The following is a 16,674-nucleotide window of genomic DNA, read 5'->3' as shown; positions in this document are numbered from 1 at the left end:
CCGAGGGTTGTAGACGTCGGCGTCGTCGAGATCGGGGCCGGGGTGGAGCCAGAACACGGTACGACCCGGCTCGGCGGGGGCCTCGGTGGGGCGCAGCACCAGAACCGGGATCGAGCCGCCCGGACCCTCGACCCACTGCACGGTTGCGGGGTAGCCGTCCGGGGGCGCCTGCTCCGGCGCGAACAGCGGCGACGACCCGGACCCGGGGTGCCAGCGGTAGGCCTGCGGAGCCTTCTGCGACGAGGTCCAGATGTAGTCCACGCCTCCGTCGGTGCCCGCCCCGATCGCCAGGACGCTGCCGTCGTCGGGCCCGATCTGAGTGAGCTCACCGTCGGTGACGCGGAAGCGGTGCAGTGTCGTGTGCCCGTGATGGACATGGCGCAGCGCGAGGTGCTCGGTGTCGAGCCAGATCCCGTCGATCTGTCCGGGCAGATCGATGTCGAGCTCGTGCTGGGCACCGGTGTCGGTGTCCCAGACCAGGAGCTGGTCACGGCCGTGGCGCTCGTGCCGGACGAGCAGTCGAGGGTCACCGTCCTGCGGGGCGAAGCCGATGGGGGTGAGCATCTTCCCCTCGTCGCGGACCTCGGCCAGTGAATCGCCGGAGTTGACGTCGAGGACGCGGATCCCCGGCGTGCTCGCGTCCCCGTGTTCGGAGTGGCGGATCGCCACCCGGGTCGCGTTCTGCGACAGCGGGCCGGTCATCCCGTCCTGCTCGTGCCGGTAGATCGCCTCCGCGGGCTGCCCCTCGTACTGGCGCCAGATCGCGATGCCCTCGCGCACGGCGAGCGCGAACACCGCCACCGGGCCGTGCGGCCCGTGCCCGAGAGCCAGGCCGCTGGCGACGCCATCACCGGCCTCGGGCGCGACATCTTCTGCTGGGCCGCCGGCGAACGGTTGACGCACCCAGCGACCGAACTCGTTGCCCTCGTCGTCACGGAACCACCACAGCCACTCTCCGTCAGCGCTGAGCTCACCGAGCTCGGTGCCGGAGTCACGCTGGGTGGCCTGGGTGAAGGTGTCGGCGGCCCGGTCGAGCAGCCACAGTTCGTGGGTGCCGGACCGGTTGCTGCCCAGCACAGCACGGTCGGGTCGTCGGGCGGCCGAGCGCGGGAGGTCCACGCGAAGCCCGTTGACCCGGGCCCGCCAGCGCTGCTCACGCGCGTCGTCGACGAACAGCCGGGCCGGCACCGTGAAGCTCAGCCCCGGCCTCGCGGCCTCCGCCGCACCTACCGCCGCGTCCATCCAGGTCTCCTCCTGGGTCGTCGTGCCCGTCACGTCGCCGTGCGACCCCGATCAGCAACACGATCCTGCAGTGATCCCGCCAGACCTCGAGCGCAGAGCCGACCCCCCGCGCGCACGGTGCTCGCCGTCAGGCCTTCCTGTGGGTGCGCTTGCGCTTGGCCGGTATCGCCGGCTCGTCCTCGGCAGGGCGTAGGCCTTCCACCGAGCGGGCGTGCTCGAGTGCCGCTTCGACAGCGGCCAGACCTGCCGGCGACAGGTCGGTGGCGCGCAGAGCAAGCTGCGTGACCCCCGCAGCGTCCAGGGTGCGCAGGGTATCGAGCTCCCGGCCGACCTCGCGGTACCGCTCCTCGCTGAGGAAGTAGTCCGCCCCCACCCCGAACAGAGCACCGAGAGACTGCAGGTGCCGCATCGTCGGATTGGTCTTGCGCCCTTCCCGCAGCTCCCAGATGTAGCCCTGCGAGATTCGGCGGCCCGCCTGGTCGGGTTCAGGGAGCTCGGCGACCATCCGCTCGATCGCAGCTGCAGCCCCGGGATTGGAGTACGGCCGTCCCGTCGTGGGGTCCTTCACCGCATCGAAGAGGAGTGCCAGCTTCTCTGCGAGGGTGCTGACCCGGTCGCCGCCGGCTACATCGTCACGCTCCGTCATCTTTGGCGCAGGCGCAGCATACGACGTGCGGGTGCGCAATCGATCGATCCAACCTGCTCCCCCTTTCCACAGCAGCCGAGCCTATCTGGTGACTCGGCAACCACCAAGGGTTGAATCCAGCCTGCCGCCTAGAGCGTGAAGTACCGCGATGCGGATGCGCCCTGCGTGATGGCCGAACCGCTTGCCCCAGGTCATCCGGCATCACTATCTACTGGGCGAGCATCGTCCTTGCGGCCCGCTCCCGCTACACCTTCCCTCGAGCTACCCCTCGCACCTTCGGCTCACGCGAGGAGACAGCTTGACAAATGTCTTCGTTGTGAGCCTAAGATCCGTCGCAGGTACTCGGTGAGCATCGGCTGGCACCGAGGCGCTCGGGAGAGGTAGGCATGAAGATGACGCATGGTGATCGCCCACCGCGTGCCGCAGGTGCCGGGATTGCACGCCTGGGTCACGCGTGATGTCGTCGGTTGCAACGCCGAATCCGGGCGCCCACACCCGACGCGACGCGTCGGGCTGTGTGCCGGTTCGGGTCCGGTTCAGTGAGGATCCAGTGGACGGACACAGCGGTGCCAGCAGACCTCCAACACAGCTGTGCAGCTGGCGGGGATGGTTCTGATGCCGATCAGGTCGCGCCCTGCCCCGGGGGCTGGTGCGCCGTGGCGCACCGCGCCCGGGCTCGGTGCTGCTTCACAGCGCGAGCCAGACACCGACCGGTCAGGGGCCGAGCCTGCCCCACCGGTCGAGCCGCCGCGGTCGCGGACTGTTTTGGCCGGGCGTCCTGTGGCCTCTGCGCACGCTGTTACGAGCGCGCTTCTGACCCATCGTCTGGGCCGCGCCACCGAGCTCCCTGAGCGGCGGGATGGGCTGGGCGCGGCGGAGTCTCACACGGCGATGCCCGAGGTGCCCACTCCGGATCGGACCGGCCGGCGCCCGGACCACGACACCGACGAGACCGAGCCCGAGATCGCAGCACCACAGGTACGGCTCGATGCCGAGATGCCGCGCGCGGCCACGACCGAACCGGCGCGCCGCGATGGTCGCCCCGGCTCCCGGGGCACGGTGACGCGCCCCCTGCCGCGGGAGTCGTTCGCCCGATCGGTTCGCTCCCTGGAGCCGATCTCGGATCTGGAGGCGGCGGCGTTCGCGGGCCGGTTCGCGGCGGATTTCCAGTCCTTCGACCAGGACCAGCCCACTCGTCGGGCGGAGGTGTTGCGGCCTCTGCTCGCTGACCCTCAGGCATGCACCTGGGGGTGGTCGGGCGAGGGGCGGCAGCGCGCCGACTCGCCACAGCCGAATCGGATCTACCGGCGTTCGGATGTTGTGGTGTTCGTCGAGGTCGTTGTGCGTGTCACGCCGTATGCGCGCGCCTGCCTCGCGTCTGACCAGCCGGCGCCGGACCCGGTCGAGGCGGCTGAGCCGCCTGGGTGGGTGGGCCCATCAAGTGCTCCCCCGCCCGCGGATCCGCGGTGGGTGGCCGGGGGCTCGAGCTGGGTCCGGATGACCGTGCCGATCACCCGCGATCCCGCCGACGGTCGCCTGGTCGTCGATCCCCACCTGGTCCCCGATCCGTCCGCCTGACCTTCGCGAGGTAGCCGCTCATGACGTCGACGAATCACACCCGGCCCGAGGCCGTCAATCACACGCCGTGGACCCCGGACAGCGCCAGTCTCGCCTGGATATCGACGTCCGCACCGTCAGCGGGCCATGGCTCCCGTACCGACGAGCCGCGGGAGGTGCCACCTGCGACGACCCGCCCGGCCGCGGCGCCGGCTCCTGAGTCGGCTCCGGTCTCCGCTGCTCCCGGGGAGCGCCCGCGCCAGGACACGGCAGCGCCCGACCGCGGGCCCGCACCGAGCTCACCGGCCCCGCCACCGACGCCGGCCGGGCCGCCTGCGGGCCCGGTACAGAACGAGCGTTCCGAGCGGGCGGTAGCACCGTCGCCCGGGGCGGGAGCCGCGGCGCCGTTTGTGAATGCGGTGCGGGCGCGGGCCACGGCTCCGCGGCAGGGTTGGCGGGCGGCCGTCTACGGCATGACCGGTGGTCGCTGGAACCCCGGGCTGTCGTCTGCGGAGCAGCGGCTGATCGAGCAGCAGCGCAAGATCCGTACACCGATGGACGGCCCGCATTCGGTGGTGATCAGTTCTATGAAGGGCGGGGTCGGCAAGACCACAGTCTCGGCGTTGCTGGGGTTGTTCCTGGCCGAGGGCCGCGGCGAGCGGGTGGTGGCCGTGGATGCCAACCCGGACGCGGGCACGCTGGGTGACCGTCTCGTTGGTGAGACCGAGGCCGCGCAGCTCACGGTACGTAAGCTGCTCAAGAACCTCGATCAGGTCCGCTCGTTCTCGGACCTGTCGCGGTATGTGCATCTGGTCGATCGGCTGCAGGTGGTGACCTCCGAGCAGGAGCCGGAGGAATCCGAGGCGTTCTCGCAGCGCGACTACGAGGCCGTGCTGGACGTGTTGTCCCGGTTCGCGCAGGTGTTGCTGACCGACTCGGGAACGGGGATCACGCACTCGGCGATGCAGGGCGGGTTGTCGCGCTGTGACTCGCTGGTGATCGTCGGGTCGTTGACCCAGGATGCGGCAAATCGGGCGTCGCGAACGCTGGACTGGCTGGCCGCGCGGCGCTGGCGCCCTCTCGCTGAGAACGCGGTGGTGGTGCTGTCGCAGGACCGCAGTAGCTCGTTCATCGACGAGCACCGGATCCTGGAGCACTTCCAGTCCCGCTGCCGCGCGGTGCTGACGTTGCCCGCGGACCCGCACCTGCAGGCCGGGGGTCAGATCGACCGCGATGCGCTCAGGCCGGCGACCCGGGACGCGGCGATGGAGATCGCCGCGACCGTGGCCGAGGGCTTCTACGGCTGCCCGACCTCGCTGGGCCGCCCGGCGGGTGAACGGCGTAGCGGCGTGGCCTGGTAATGCGCTCCAGGTTCTGGTCGCGGTTCGGGCCCTCGCTGACGCTGTCGGCGTCGCTGATGGCCTCAGCGCTGTCCCCGGCCGCGCCGGTCGACGAGAACGTCGTGTGTGGGTGGCGGGTCACGGCGGTGCACGTGCTCGCCGAACTCACCGGCGATACCTCGCAGCGGGCCGAGCGCCTGCGCAGCGCGCTGCTCGACGTCGGCGCGAACGAGCCCGGGTTCGTGCCGCAGTCCTGCTACGAGACCGGCAGCGGCGCGGGATCGGGTGACCAGGGCGGTTCGGGCTCTGGGGATCAGGGCGGGGGCGGGGCCGGCGCGGGTGACGGTGGTTCCGGCTCCACCGGCTCGGATTCTGGTTCCGACGCTGGTGATGCCGGTGACGGCGGCTCGTCGAGCCCGGGGTCGGGTGCTGGTGTGGGTTCGGTGTCGGGTGGGGACGACAGCCTCGCCACGGCCGGGGACACCTTCGGCTGGGCCGAACCCGACGTGGTCGACAACTTCGACGACGGCCTGGGCGACTGGAACATCTACGACGGGCCCGGCCACGCCGGCAACGGCATCCGGTCCCCAGATGCTGCCTCGGTCTCCGACGGGATCCTGACCATCAACGGCACCGCGGATGGCACCACGGCCGGGATGGCGTGGAGCCAGCACTCCCAGCAGTACGGCCGCTGGGAGGTACAGATGCGCGCTCCGGTCGGGGATCCCGCCTACAACGCGTTGGCGCTGCTGTGGCCGACCGCGGAGAACTTCCCGGTCGGCGGGGAGGTCGACTTCGCCGAGATCATGGACTCCAGCAGGGAAAAGGTCGAGCTGTTCCTGCACTACGGCGAAGACAATTCCCAGGTCCACGGCGAGGTCGAGGTCGACGCCACGCAGTGGCAGAACTACGCGGTGGAATGGACACCGGAGGGGATCACCGCGTTCCTCAACGGTGAGGAGTGGTGGAAGACCACGGACACCTCGATCCTGCCGCCCGGGCCGATGCACCTGTGCCTGCAGCTGGACTGGTTCCCCGACAACGGTGGCGGCGGCACCGGCGAAGTGTCCTACGCCTGGGTCAAGCAGTGGTCGCTCGGTGCGGGCGAGAGCCCGTCGACCGATTCCGAGGCCAGTGAGGGATCCACGGACGCCGATTCGAGCACCACGATCACCGACGAGACCAATCGAGCGGGTTGATCGATGACCGGATTCCGCGCAGACGAGCACTTTCCCGCTGTTTCGCGTGAGCACCCCCGATCACACGGAGAATCGTATGTCCCGCTCACCCCGGCCCTCCTGGGCCGATCATCGTCCCCGCCGCTCTCCTGGGCCGGTGGTGCGGCGCTCGGCGGTGGCCGTGCTGACCGCCGGCGCCCTGCTCGGTGGGACCGCGCTCGCGCTCAGCCCGCTGCCAGCCGAGTTGGGTCTGGTCACCGAGTCCTGCAACCACGGCAAGGCGCTGCGCCAGCTCGACGCCGCCCGCGACACCCGATCCCAGACCCGGGCGCTGCTCACCGACCTCACCCTCAGCTCGGATCCGACCGCCCAGGATTTGGCCCGCGAGATCGCCGGCCTGGGGTTCACCCCGGCGACCCAACCGACCGGGTGGCGGCAGAAGGCCGTCGACGTCTCCGATCAGCTCAATGCCCTGGAAAGTGACGACCCGCAGGTCCGGGAGGTGGCTGCACGGCTCGCGCGGGCCGGGTTCGGCCCGACCCCGGCCGACCTGCTGCCCAAGGAGCCCCCGCCACCGGAGCCCGGCCCGCTGGGTGGGATCGGGCAGTCCCTCGACGGTGCCGCCGAGAGCGCAGTCGGGGCTGTCGAGTCCGCGGGCGAGGCCGTCGCCGACGCCGCCACACCCCCCGCGGCCACGGAGAGCACAGGCTCGGGTAGCGGGCCGGCGGCGGCGAACCCGAACCGGCAGGCCGAGCCCCCGCTCCCGCCGACCTGCATCGACCAGACCGAGGCCACCGCTGCACCAGCGGCCCCCGCTGCCGCGCCGCGCCAGCCCGACACCACTCCTGGAGCGCCGGCCGCGCAGCCGGAGCCGACCTCGCAGCAAGACGAGGAGGTGACCAGTAGCGAGCCGCCTGCCGACCAGCCCGACGCCGACTCTCCCGACAGCGACAGCGACAGCGGTGCGGGTTCGGGTGCGGGCTCGCCGGACTCGAGTTCACTCGACGACGCCGACGGCCCCGGGGCGCCGGGCGATGACACCAGATCAGCTGGCCCGCAGGAGACCACAGCCACCGACCCCGATAGTGCCGACGAGACGGAGCGCGTCTCAGACACCGGTGGTCGCGAGGAGGCAGACGGATCTGCGTCCGGCGCGCCTGGATCGGCGGACAACAGTCCCGACAACAACTCTGCCGCGGACTCGGGTAGCTCGTCCTCGTCGGGGTCGGGCAGCACGGGCGGTGGCTCCGGGAGCGGGTCGGTCGAGGATCTGGAGACGGCGCGGGTCGCGCTCGAGCTGGTCGGTGAGCTGATGCAGGCGTTGGGTGCGAGCTCCGACACCGACGCGGGGCAGATTCAGCAGTCGGTGCTGCAGGTCCTCGACCGCGACCAGCTCGAGAAGCTCGGCGCCGACCCCGCCGACCTGGACAAGCTCGACCAGCTCGGGGCGGCCGGGTCCGACAACACCGACACCGACACTGGCGCGGGGAGCAGTGGCTCGCCGAGCAGCGACACCGACCGCTCCGGCTCCGGCGGGTCCGGGGACGTGGCCGATTCCGGCGGGTCGACATCGGGCGACGATGCCGGCGCCGGGTCGGGTGGCACCGGGTCGCGCGAGAGCGAGCCGGGGGAAAGCCGCTCCGGCGACAGCGAGTCCGGTACGCAGCCCACGACTGAGACTGAGACTGGGTCGGGCGGCGGCTCGGGCGAGGGCTGGGAGTCCGGTGCCCAGCGGTTGGCCGAGCAGGTGTCCGAGGCCGCTGACACCGACCCGCTGGCCGAGCAGTTGGCCGACACGCTCAACACCGCCGGGATCGGCACCGACACCAGCACCGGCACCGGTGGCGGATCCGACGGCGGGTCCACCGGGTCCGACGGGGCTGACCGATCGCCTGGCGAGGCCTCGACTTCCGGCGACGACCGGGACCGGGAATCCGGCTCTGCGAGCGACGAGACTCCCGAGGTCGGCGAGCGCTCGCAGGCCGGCGAGCAGATCCGGCGGCCCTCCGACCGACAGACCGACACCAGCGGATCGGGCGACGCTGACCGGGGCGGGGGACAGCAGCCACCGACTGATCAGGAGGGCTCCGATCCCGAGGAGCGGCCCGCCGGGCCGGACACCGGGCAGGGCGGGGACGGTGAGCAGCCCCGTGATCCCGAAAACACCCAGGCAGCTCCGGGCGCCGCTCCCGCCGGCGGTACCGACGCCGCGACCTGGGACAGGCTCGCCGAGTGCGAGTCCGGGGGCGACTGGAGCATCAACACGGGCAATGGCTACTCCGGTGGGCTGCAGTTCGCGCCGAGCACATGGCAGGCCTTCGGTGGGGAGGGTGCAGCGCACGAGGCGAGCCGTGAGGAGCAGATCGCGGTCGCCGAGCGGGTGCAGGAGGGTCAGGGCTGGGGAGCCTGGCCGGCGTGCTCTTCGCGGTTGGGGTTGCGCTGAGTCATGGCGATGCGCAGGTGGCACACGGTGTCGGTGGCCGCGGTGGTGACCGCGGCCCTGGCGATCGTGTTGTGGTCCTCCGGCGCCCCGTATGGGGACCGGGTGGTGGGGCTCGGGTCGGCCGTGCCGTGGGGGTCGGCCGACCCGAGGTTCCCGACCGCACTCCCACCGCCTCCTGTGGCGGGTCGGGGGCAGGCGGGCCCGCTCGTCGGTGGGCTCGCGGCGAGCGCGGTCGGGGTGCTGGTGGTCGACGGCGGCCGCCACCAGTGCTCCGCCGCGGTCGTCGCCTCTTCATCGCGCCGTCTGGTGGCCACCGCGGCGCATTGTGTGTGGCTCGACGGTGGCTGGCGCGTGGACGGCGCGGTGTTCATTCCGGGCTATGCCGCCGGTGAGGAGCCGTACGGCCGCTGGGCGGTCGATACCGCCTATGTCCCGCCGGCCTGGACCGAGGCGAACTCCCCCATCTCCGATGTGGCGGCCGATACCGATTTCGCGTTCGTGTCCCTGTTGCCCCGCGACGGGGTGCTGCCTGAGCAGGTTCTCGGTGCCCAGGGGATCCGCTTCATCAGTCCCTCCACTGACACGGGTGCTGGTGTCGGTGAGGTGGCGGCGCTGGGCTATCCGGCGTTGGGCAGCTACGACGGCCAATCGCTGCGTGCCTGCCTCGGGGCTGTGGAGCTGGAGCGGTTCGCTCGTGCCTCCGCACCCGTTCCGGGCGAGGTGTTGGCTCTGGACTGCGACATGACTGAGGGCGCTTCCGGCGGCCCGTGGCTCGCCGGGCCTGGGGCGGCTGACGGGCGCGGCCAGGTCATCGGGGTGGTCTCGGGTGGGGATGCCACCCACCTGGTCTCTCCGCGCTTCGGCCCGGACGCCCAGCAGGTCTACGAAGCCGCTGACTCCGCCTCTCAGATCACCACCCCACCGGACCCGGCCGCGACCGATCCGACGACTGCCCAGATCGCCCCACGAGGAGGCAGCAGCCGATGACCACCGCCGAACAGAACTGGGCCGGGCCGCCCCGCGCGCCTCGCTCGCCGGTCGAGCTGAACCATGTGCTCGGGGCGGCGGCGCGCTCGCGCGCCCCTGGACTGGGTTTGGTCGACAACGAGGCGATCGTCGACGCGGCTTCCGCGGCCGCGGCCGCGGGCGGGCCCGGCCCCGACCCGTGCGATGTCGCGGCGGAGCTGGGTGCGGCCGCCGACACCGGCCAGGACCGGGTGCGCACCGAGTTCCCCGACACCCGCCCGGTGTCCTGGGCGGCGTTCGGGGCGCTGATTCCGGTCTTGGCCGGATCGGGTGGTGCCGGTGCGTCGTGTGTCGCGGCGGCGATCACCGATGCCCTGCAGCTCGACCGGAGGTGCGCGCTGCTGGTCGACGCCGACGACCCGGCCCGCTCCGGGCTGGCCTGCGCGGTCGATCGGGACGGGCCCTGGATGCGTCGGGTGAACGAGCAGGTGTCGGTCCGCTACAGCTGGCGCGACTATGCCCTGGTTGCCCGGGTGGAGACCGGGCTGCCCACCATCACCCCGGGGATGGTGCCGGTCCCTCCGGACTGGCTCCCGGATCCGGCCCCGGATCCGCTGCATGCCACCGTGGTCGACCTCGGTCACGGCGGCTGGCGTGCCGCCGCCACCCCGGTCTATGGGGCCGGGGGTTGGCTGCGCCGCGGCTTGCCGGCGCAGCGGCCGATCCTCGTGGTGCGCGCGACGCGGCCGTCGCTGCGCCAGGCCGAGCAGCTCCTGGCCCGCCTGGAGCCGTGGGTGCAGCGCGGCGTGGCTACCCCGGTCTACCAGCTGGTCGTCAACGGGGCTCGGAAGTGGCCGGCCGGGGTGGCCGGTGCCGCCGGACCGAGGGTCGCTGCGTTGGTCGACGAGGCCCTGTTCGTCCCGCACGAACGCAGCTGGGAGATCGCCGGGGTCACTGACGAGCCCAGCCCGACCCGTGCCGTCGACGCCCTGCGGCCGCTACTGGCCTCCTGGGGGCTGATCACCTCCCCACGGCGCCGCTGACCAGGCGCTGATCCGCCCCTGACCTCTCCCCCACCACCTGTTCACCCCCACCGCCCGCGGAGGCATGTCATGTCGGTCCCCCACCTGCTCGGCGATGCGCTGGGCACCCAGTTCAGCCAGATTCATCTGCTGCACACGCTGGCCATCCCCAACCCCGGTGCCGAGGCCCCACCCGGGTCCGGCGCGATCGAGCAGGTCGTGGGCTACGTCCGTTGGATCGCCGGTGTGTCGATCCTCGGGCTGTTCTTCGGCGGGATCATCGCCGCCACCGCGGGTCGGCTCTGGGACCACCACGGTTCCGGCCGTCTCGGTGCCCGCATGATCGTGGGAAGCCTCGCGCTCGCCCTGTTGTTCGGGCTCGGTTACACCCTGGTCTCGCAGTTCGCTGCCTCCACCGCGTGATGGGGCGCCTGATGAACACCGCTCGTCCTCGTCTCGGCCGGGCCGCGGGTGCTGCTCAGGGTGGCCGGCGGCGCGCGCTGGTGGTTCTCGCCGGTGCTGCGGTGCTGGTACTGGCGCTGCTGGTCGGGGTGGTTGTGTCGCTGACCAGCCTGCTCACCGGTGACGGTGCCGCGCCTTCCGGGCCGGGCTCCGCAGTTCCGGACGGTCCGAGCGTGGGCAGTGGCCCGCAGGCCGAGGCGGCGTTGGCGCGCGAGCAGATGCTGGAGCTGCCGATCGAGGCGGTCTCGCCGCGCCCGCTGAGCACCCGCACCGCGGGCCCGCCGATCACGCTGCCCGAGCCGTCGCAGGTCGTGGGCACCCTCGTGGCGACCGGGTTCGACGACAGTGAGCAGGGTGCGCTCGCGCAGCTGGCCGAGCTGACCCGGACCGGGCTGGCCGGCGGGGACCCGCAGACCTGGGCCCGCGCCTACGGCTCACTGGCTGAACCCGATGCGGCGGCCCCGGAGCAGACCCGCGTGCACCGTGATCTGGTCGACCTGCGCCGCGGCGCGAACATGGCCGCGACCGGCCCGCTGCGCGAGGGCATGACGATGTCGTGGACACCGACCAGCGCGATGGTCAAGGGCAGCACCGACGACGGCACCTACACCGTGGCGTGTGTGCTCGGGGAGTTCGTCGCTGACAACCAGGGCCGGGTGGTCAACGCCGGGTGGGGCAACTGCCTGCCGATGCGCCGGGTCGCCGATCAGTGGCGGATCGCGTCGGGCCCGACCGCGGCGCCGGCGCCCTCGGCGTGGCCGGGGAGCGACGAAGCCGTGGCGGCCGGGTGGCGGGAGATCGCACGATGACCCCGGGAGCCGTGGTTCCGGCCCAGCCCCCGCCCGACGACAACGGCGGGGGCGGGGGTGGCCCGGGGATCGGGGACTACCTGTCCGACCCGATCGGTGCGGCGGCGCAGTCGGCGTTCGGCTCGGCGATGCAGGCGGTGTGGGACGCGGCGATCTGGCTGCTCAAGGGCGGCTTCGACCTCGCCGACAATCTGTCCCAGGTCAGCCCGAGCACGATCACCGGCAACACCGCCGACGACCCCGCAGCGGTCGGCGGCTCCCCAGCCTCACCGCAGGGCACCGAGGCCGCGGTGGATCTGGGCTCGTTGTGGTCGGCGATGGTCTGGCTGGCCGCGCTGATCGCGCTGGGCCTGTTCTTCTACCAGCTCTCGGCGGTGGCGCTGCGCGGCGGGCGCGGCATGCTGCGCGCGGTCACCGGCCCGGTCCAGTTCGGGATCGCGCTGGCCCTCACCACCGGCGCGGTCGGGATCTTGCTGACCGGCGCGGACGGGCTGACTCAGCTGTTCCTGGGCATGCTCGGTGAGCAGGGCAGTTTCACCGCGATCATGGACAACGCGGCCGTCGCGGACCGGTTCGGGCAGAACCCGAACCTCGGCGACGACATCGACGACGGCGTCCGCTCGATGATACTGGGCATCGCCGCGTTGTTCGGGGTCATCCCGGCCGCGGTCGGATTCGCCCTGCAGATGATCTTCCGGGCGGCCGCGATCATGGTCTTGATCGCCACGGTGCCGATCGCGGCGGCGTGCCTGGTCGCCGATGTGACCGCGTCGATGTTCTGGCGCACGGTGCGCTGGATCCTGGCGGCGGTGCTGCTCAAGCCCGCGCTCGCGCTGGTGGTGTTGATCGGTGTGCACATCATGGCCCGCACCGAGGGCGTCGCCGGGCTGCTGGCCGGGACTGCGGTGCTACTGGTGTCGCTGTTCTGCCCATTCGTGCTCTACCGGCTGCTGGCCTTCGTCGACCCGGGCACGCACGCCGGGATGGCGGTGCGCTCGCTGGGTGCACGCAGCTCGTCCGGGCAGCCGGGTGCTGATGGCGGGTCGAGCGAGGCGATGAACATCGCCCGGCAGAGCGAGCAGGCCTACCAGCTCGGCAGCGGCGGCCGCAGCGGCCGGGCTGGCGGTGGTGGCGGAGGTGAACTCGGCGGCAGCACCGCCAGCCCCGCCGCTGCTGGCCGGGCGGGTGCCGGCGGCACCTCGAGTGGTGGTGTCGCGGCCGGGACAGCCGGTGGCAGTGGCGGGTCCGCGGCCGGTGGTACAGCCGCTGGGGCTGGGGCCGCTGGTGGTGTCGCGGCCGCCGCGGTGGTCGGCGGCTTCCTGGCGACGAAGGCCGCAGGGCAGGCTGCAGGCCAACACATCTCGTCACAGATGGCCCAGGCCGGGATCGGCCACCCCGGCCCGGCCCCGGCGGCCGAGGCCGGCAGACACCAGATCGGCGCGTCCGCCGGGGGCGCCTTCGCCGGGGCGACGGCCACCTCGGACTGGTCAGGACAAGCACCCACCAGCGACGCCGGCCCCGTCGAAGGCGGCGACAGCACCAGCGGCAGCGGAGATACCGGTGGCGCTGGTGGTGGTGCTGAGCCGCCGCCGGTGGACTCCGGCCCACCCGAGGCCGGCCGCCCCGACAGCCCGGGGACCGCCAACGCCGACGGCGGCCCGGCGCAGACCCCGCCGGAACCGGAACGGCCCGCCCCAGCCGACCAGCAGCGAGAGGACCCGACCTGATGAGCGCCGAGACCACCGCACGCAGCCCGCGGGTGTATCGGGGCCTCAACCACTCCGAAGGGATCGGCTGGATCGCCGGGTTGACCCCGGTCCAGGCGTTCCTGCTGATCGCGGTCTGCGCGCCGGCGCTGCTGGCGATGTCGCGCAACCAGTGGACACAGACCCTCGGGTGGGGCGCGTTCGCCGCGATCGTCGCCGTGCTGATCCTCGTCCCGATCCACGGCCGCCCCGCCTTCCGCTGGCTGGGCGACCTGGTCATGTTCCAGACAGGAGTACTGATGCGCTGGTCTCCCTGGCAGTCTCGCGCCGCGGCCGGCCTGGCCGGTGACGCAGGCGAACCCGATCTACCCGGGGTGCTGGCGCGCCTGGAGTTCCCCGACGGTCCGGAGTTCCACGGGTCCCGGATCTGCCTGATCCACGACACTGCCGAAGGGCGCTGGGGCGCCACCGCGAAGCTGACCCATTCCGGGGTCGGGATGCTCTCGGACGACGAGTGCGAGCGCTTGGCCTCCCGGCTGGGGTCGCTGCTGGTCGGGCTCGGGCACCGGGAGGTCGTCGACCGGGTCTCGCTGCTGGTGCGCACCGTCCCCGATGACGGCACCGAGTACACGGTGTGGCGTGACCGCCACCAGCGTCCCGACGCCCCAGCCCTGGCCCGCCAGGTCACCGCCGAGATCGACCGCGACGTCGCCTCGGTCTCGGTGCGCACGGAACTGTTCGTGACCGTCTCGGGCACCGAGGAGGCGCTGCGCCGCCCCGCTAAGGCCGCCGGCGGCGGCATCACCGGGCGCGCGTATGCCCTCTACCGGGTCCTCGAGGGTGTCGCCGACGGGCTGCGCGGGCTCGGCGTGCAGTCGGTGACCTGGCTGTCCTCAACAGGAGTGGCCGAGGCGATCAAGACCGGGTTCAACCCCGCCGCCGCGGCCGGGCTGTCGTTTCGGCATCTGACCAGCCCGGACCCCGACGGCACCGTCGGGCTGCCGATCTCCCAGGCCGGGCCCGCCCTCGCCCCGACCCCGGCGGCGCGGGCCTATCACCACGACGGGTTCTCCTCGGTCGCCTACGCCGTGCAGCCCCCGGAGTCGGGCACGATCTTCGGGTCGCTGGGCCCGCTGCTCGCGGTGCGCACCGCCGGGGAACGGCGCACCCTGCAGATCCACTACGAGATCCTCTCGGCCGCCGCCGGCGCCCGGGTCGTGAAGTCCGACCGGTTCCGCAACAACGTCCTGGTCGACGCCAAGGCCCAGCGAGGGTTCAACACCACCGAGATCGACTCCCGGCGCCAGCGTGGCGCCCGCGAGCAGGAAGCCGCCGTCGCCGCCGGGCACGCGGTGGTCCGGTTCACCGTCGCCTCGGCGATCACCGTGTCTGCCGACTGGAACGTCGAAGACCACGCCGCCCGCCTGGAGAACGACGCCTCGGGCCGGTTCCGGCTGCTGCGCCTTGAGCTCGCTCAGGACTCGGCGTTCGTCGCCGCCGCGCTTCCGGTCGGGATCGGGCTGCCGAGGGAGAAGAGGGCCTTCGACTCATGAGCATCTTCGGCAACCGACGCCGCCGTCGTCTGGACCCGCGTAGCACCGGTGAGCTGCTGTCCCAGTTCACCGACCTCGACGGCATCCCGACCAGCACCCCCGCCCCTGAGGGGGACCACACCGACGAACCCACCCGCGTGCCTGGGCGTCGCGAGCGGGTCAATCAGGCCACCGCGCCGCGCCAAGGTCCGCGCGAGCCCGGCCGCGGCTGGGCCGCGGTCGACGCCGCCCGCCGCGCCCCGGTCTACAAGGCCACCACCGCCGAGGTCGGTGGCCTGTTCCCGCTGCTGGCCTCCAACGGTGTCCCGGCGATCGGCGCCCGGCTGGGCTACGACACCCAGTCCGGGGGCGCGTTCTACGTCCATCCCACCGAGTGGGTGCTGCGCGGGATGGTCACCAACCCCAACCTGGTCGTGTTCGGCGAACCCGGGCGCGGCAAGTCGAGCACCGTGGTGGCGCTGATGCTGCGGATGATGCTGTTCGGCGTCCGTTCCCTGATCAGCGGTGACGTCAAGGGCGAGTACACGCCCCTGCTCCGGTCGCTCGGGATCACCCCGATCGCGCTCGGGCGCGGCAGCCATCACCGGCTCAACGCCCTCGACCTCGGTCCGCTGCGGGGCCGCTGGCACACCTGGAGCGCCGAGCGCCAGAACGAGGAGCTGACCGGGATCCTGGCTCGCTGGACGCGGCTGCTCACCGCGCTGGCCGAGGCCCAGGGCTATGCCCCGACCGTCACCGACGAGCTGGTCGTCTCCACGGTCCTGCGGCGCCTCGTGGGCGCCGCCGACGGCTACACCCAGCTGCGACCGATCACCATCCCGCAGGTCGTCGCGCAGCTCGCCGACCCCGCCGACGACCTCTGGACCCAGACCCGGTTCGCCTCGCACCGCCAGTTCGTCGACCACACCCGCCAGATCACCGACGCCTTGTCCAACCTGGTCGTCGGTCCCCTCAGTGGCCTGTTCGACGAGCCCACGAACTTTGACCTCGACTGGGACGCGCCGGTCCAGTCGATGGACCTGTCGCTGCTGCGCAGCCGCGGGGACCAGGCGATCGCGGTCGCCTTGACCTGCCTCGGCTCGTGGTCGTCGATGATCACCGACCTCCAAGACGACGGCGACGTCCGGATCGTGGTGCGCGACGAGGTTTGGCGCCAGATGCGCCTGGGGCTGCGCGCGGTGCAGGCCGTGGACTCCGACCTGCGCCTGTCCCGGGCTGAACGCAAGATCCAGCTCCTGGTGATGCACAAGCCCTCCGACCTGCTCTCGGTCGGTGCCGCCGGCTCCCAGGAGGTCTCGATCGCCAAGGACCTCCTCGCCCTGTGCAGCACGAGGATTCTGCTGGGCCAGTCCACCCGGGTCGGTGACGAGCTCGCCGAGGAACTCGGCCTGTCCGACCGCGAGCAGGCCGTGATCACCGGGTGGGCGATGGAAGGCCCGGGCCGGGCGCTGTGGAAGCTGGAGAACACCCCCGGGATGAAGATCCAGACCGTGCTCTCGTCGACCGAACGGTCGATCTTCGACACCAACTCCGGGCTCCGCGACACACCCACCGACCGCCAACCCACCGGGGGTGGGCCTGCCGATCGTCGCCGGCGCCTGACCGCGGTCCCCGCCACCCCGCCCACGCACCTCGACCACAGCGAGGACAGTGACGACAGTGACGGCAGCGCTGAGGCCGCCCATGCGGTAGCCGATGCGGTGGCGCCGGAGCGGCGCAACGGCGCGGCCGTGCACCGGTGAGCTGAGCC

The 16,674-nt window shown here is 72.3% G+C and carries 11 protein-coding genes and 2 pseudogenes; 11 read left to right on the top strand and 2 right to left on the bottom strand.

Going from position 1 to position 16,674, the window contains the following annotated elements:
• Nucleotides 1-1,275, bottom strand: a pseudogene (locus ABD160_RS13335) (S9 family peptidase); the annotation flags it as partial.
• Between the two features lie 94 nt (nucleotides 1,276-1,369).
• Nucleotides 1,370-1,888 carry an XRE family transcriptional regulator gene (locus ABD160_RS13330; protein WP_344022071.1) on the bottom strand — a complete coding sequence of 173 codons (519 nt, stop codon included), beginning with the start codon at nucleotides 1,886-1,888 and terminating at the stop codon, nucleotides 1,370-1,372.
• An 891-nt stretch (nucleotides 1,889-2,779) separates the two neighbouring features.
• On the opposite strand from ABD160_RS13330, the gene ABD160_RS13325 reads away from it, so the two are divergent.
• The 11 genes and pseudogenes from ABD160_RS13325 to ABD160_RS13275 all read left to right on the top strand — a co-directional run bounded on the left by ABD160_RS13325 (nucleotide 2,780) and on the right by ABD160_RS13275 (nucleotide 16,666).
• Entirely contained in the window at nucleotides 2,780-3,466 is a 687-nt protein-coding gene (locus ABD160_RS13325; protein ID WP_344022069.1) for a hypothetical protein, read from the top strand.
• Between the two features lie 452 nt (nucleotides 3,467-3,918).
• A complete protein-coding gene (locus ABD160_RS13320) occupies nucleotides 3,919-4,806 on the top strand; it encodes a MinD/ParA family ATP-binding protein (protein WP_344022067.1) in 888 nt (295 codons plus the stop codon).
• Between the two features lie 125 nt (nucleotides 4,807-4,931).
• Nucleotides 4,932-5,984: a glycoside hydrolase family 16 protein gene (locus ABD160_RS13315; protein ID WP_344022065.1), complete on the top strand. Its 1,053-nt coding sequence runs from the start codon at nucleotides 4,932-4,934 to the stop codon at nucleotides 5,982-5,984.
• A 2,194-nt stretch (nucleotides 5,985-8,178) separates the two neighbouring features.
• A pseudogene (locus ABD160_RS13310) lies at nucleotides 8,179-8,391 on the top strand (transglycosylase family protein); the annotation flags it as partial.
• Nucleotides 8,392-8,433: 42 nt separating this feature from the next.
• A complete protein-coding gene (locus tag ABD160_RS13305; RefSeq protein WP_344022063.1) occupies nucleotides 8,434-9,393 on the top strand; it encodes a trypsin-like serine peptidase in 960 nt (319 codons plus the stop codon).
• Nucleotides 9,390-10,415: a hypothetical protein gene (locus ABD160_RS13300; protein WP_344022061.1), complete on the top strand. Its 1,026-nt coding sequence runs from the start codon at nucleotides 9,390-9,392 to the stop codon at nucleotides 10,413-10,415. Before ABD160_RS13305 ends, ABD160_RS13300 begins: the two co-directional genes overlap by 4 nt.
• Before the next feature lie 69 nt (nucleotides 10,416-10,484).
• Nucleotides 10,485-10,817: a hypothetical protein gene (locus tag ABD160_RS13295; RefSeq protein WP_344022059.1), complete on the top strand. Its 333-nt coding sequence runs from the start codon at nucleotides 10,485-10,487 to the stop codon at nucleotides 10,815-10,817.
• A gap of 11 nt (nucleotides 10,818-10,828) precedes the next feature.
• Nucleotides 10,829-11,665, top strand: coding sequence for a hypothetical protein (locus ABD160_RS13290; protein ID WP_344022057.1), 837 nt, complete (start codon nucleotides 10,829-10,831; stop codon nucleotides 11,663-11,665).
• The gene (locus ABD160_RS13285) at nucleotides 11,662-13,392 is read left to right on the top strand and encodes a TrbL/VirB6 family protein (RefSeq protein ID WP_344022056.1); all 1,731 of its coding nucleotides are present in this window, start codon (nucleotides 11,662-11,664) and stop codon (nucleotides 13,390-13,392) included. Before ABD160_RS13290 ends, ABD160_RS13285 begins: the two co-directional genes overlap by 4 nt.
• Nucleotides 13,392-14,924: an SCO6880 family protein gene (locus tag ABD160_RS13280; RefSeq protein WP_344022055.1), complete on the top strand. Its 1,533-nt coding sequence runs from the start codon at nucleotides 13,392-13,394 to the stop codon at nucleotides 14,922-14,924. The genes ABD160_RS13285 and ABD160_RS13280 overlap by 1 nt, the downstream gene beginning before the upstream one ends.
• Entirely contained in the window at nucleotides 14,921-16,666 is a 1,746-nt protein-coding gene (locus tag ABD160_RS13275; protein WP_344022052.1) for an ATP-binding protein, read from the top strand. The genes ABD160_RS13280 and ABD160_RS13275 overlap by 4 nt, the downstream gene beginning before the upstream one ends.
• Nucleotides 16,667-16,674 lie beyond the last annotated feature (8 nt).

The organism is Pseudonocardia kongjuensis (assembly GCF_039526905.1).
Classification (GTDB): domain Bacteria; phylum Actinomycetota; class Actinomycetes; order Mycobacteriales; family Pseudonocardiaceae; genus Pseudonocardia; species Pseudonocardia kongjuensis.
Note: the sequence above shows the minus strand (reverse complement) of the source record. Positions and strands in the feature narration are given on the sequence as shown.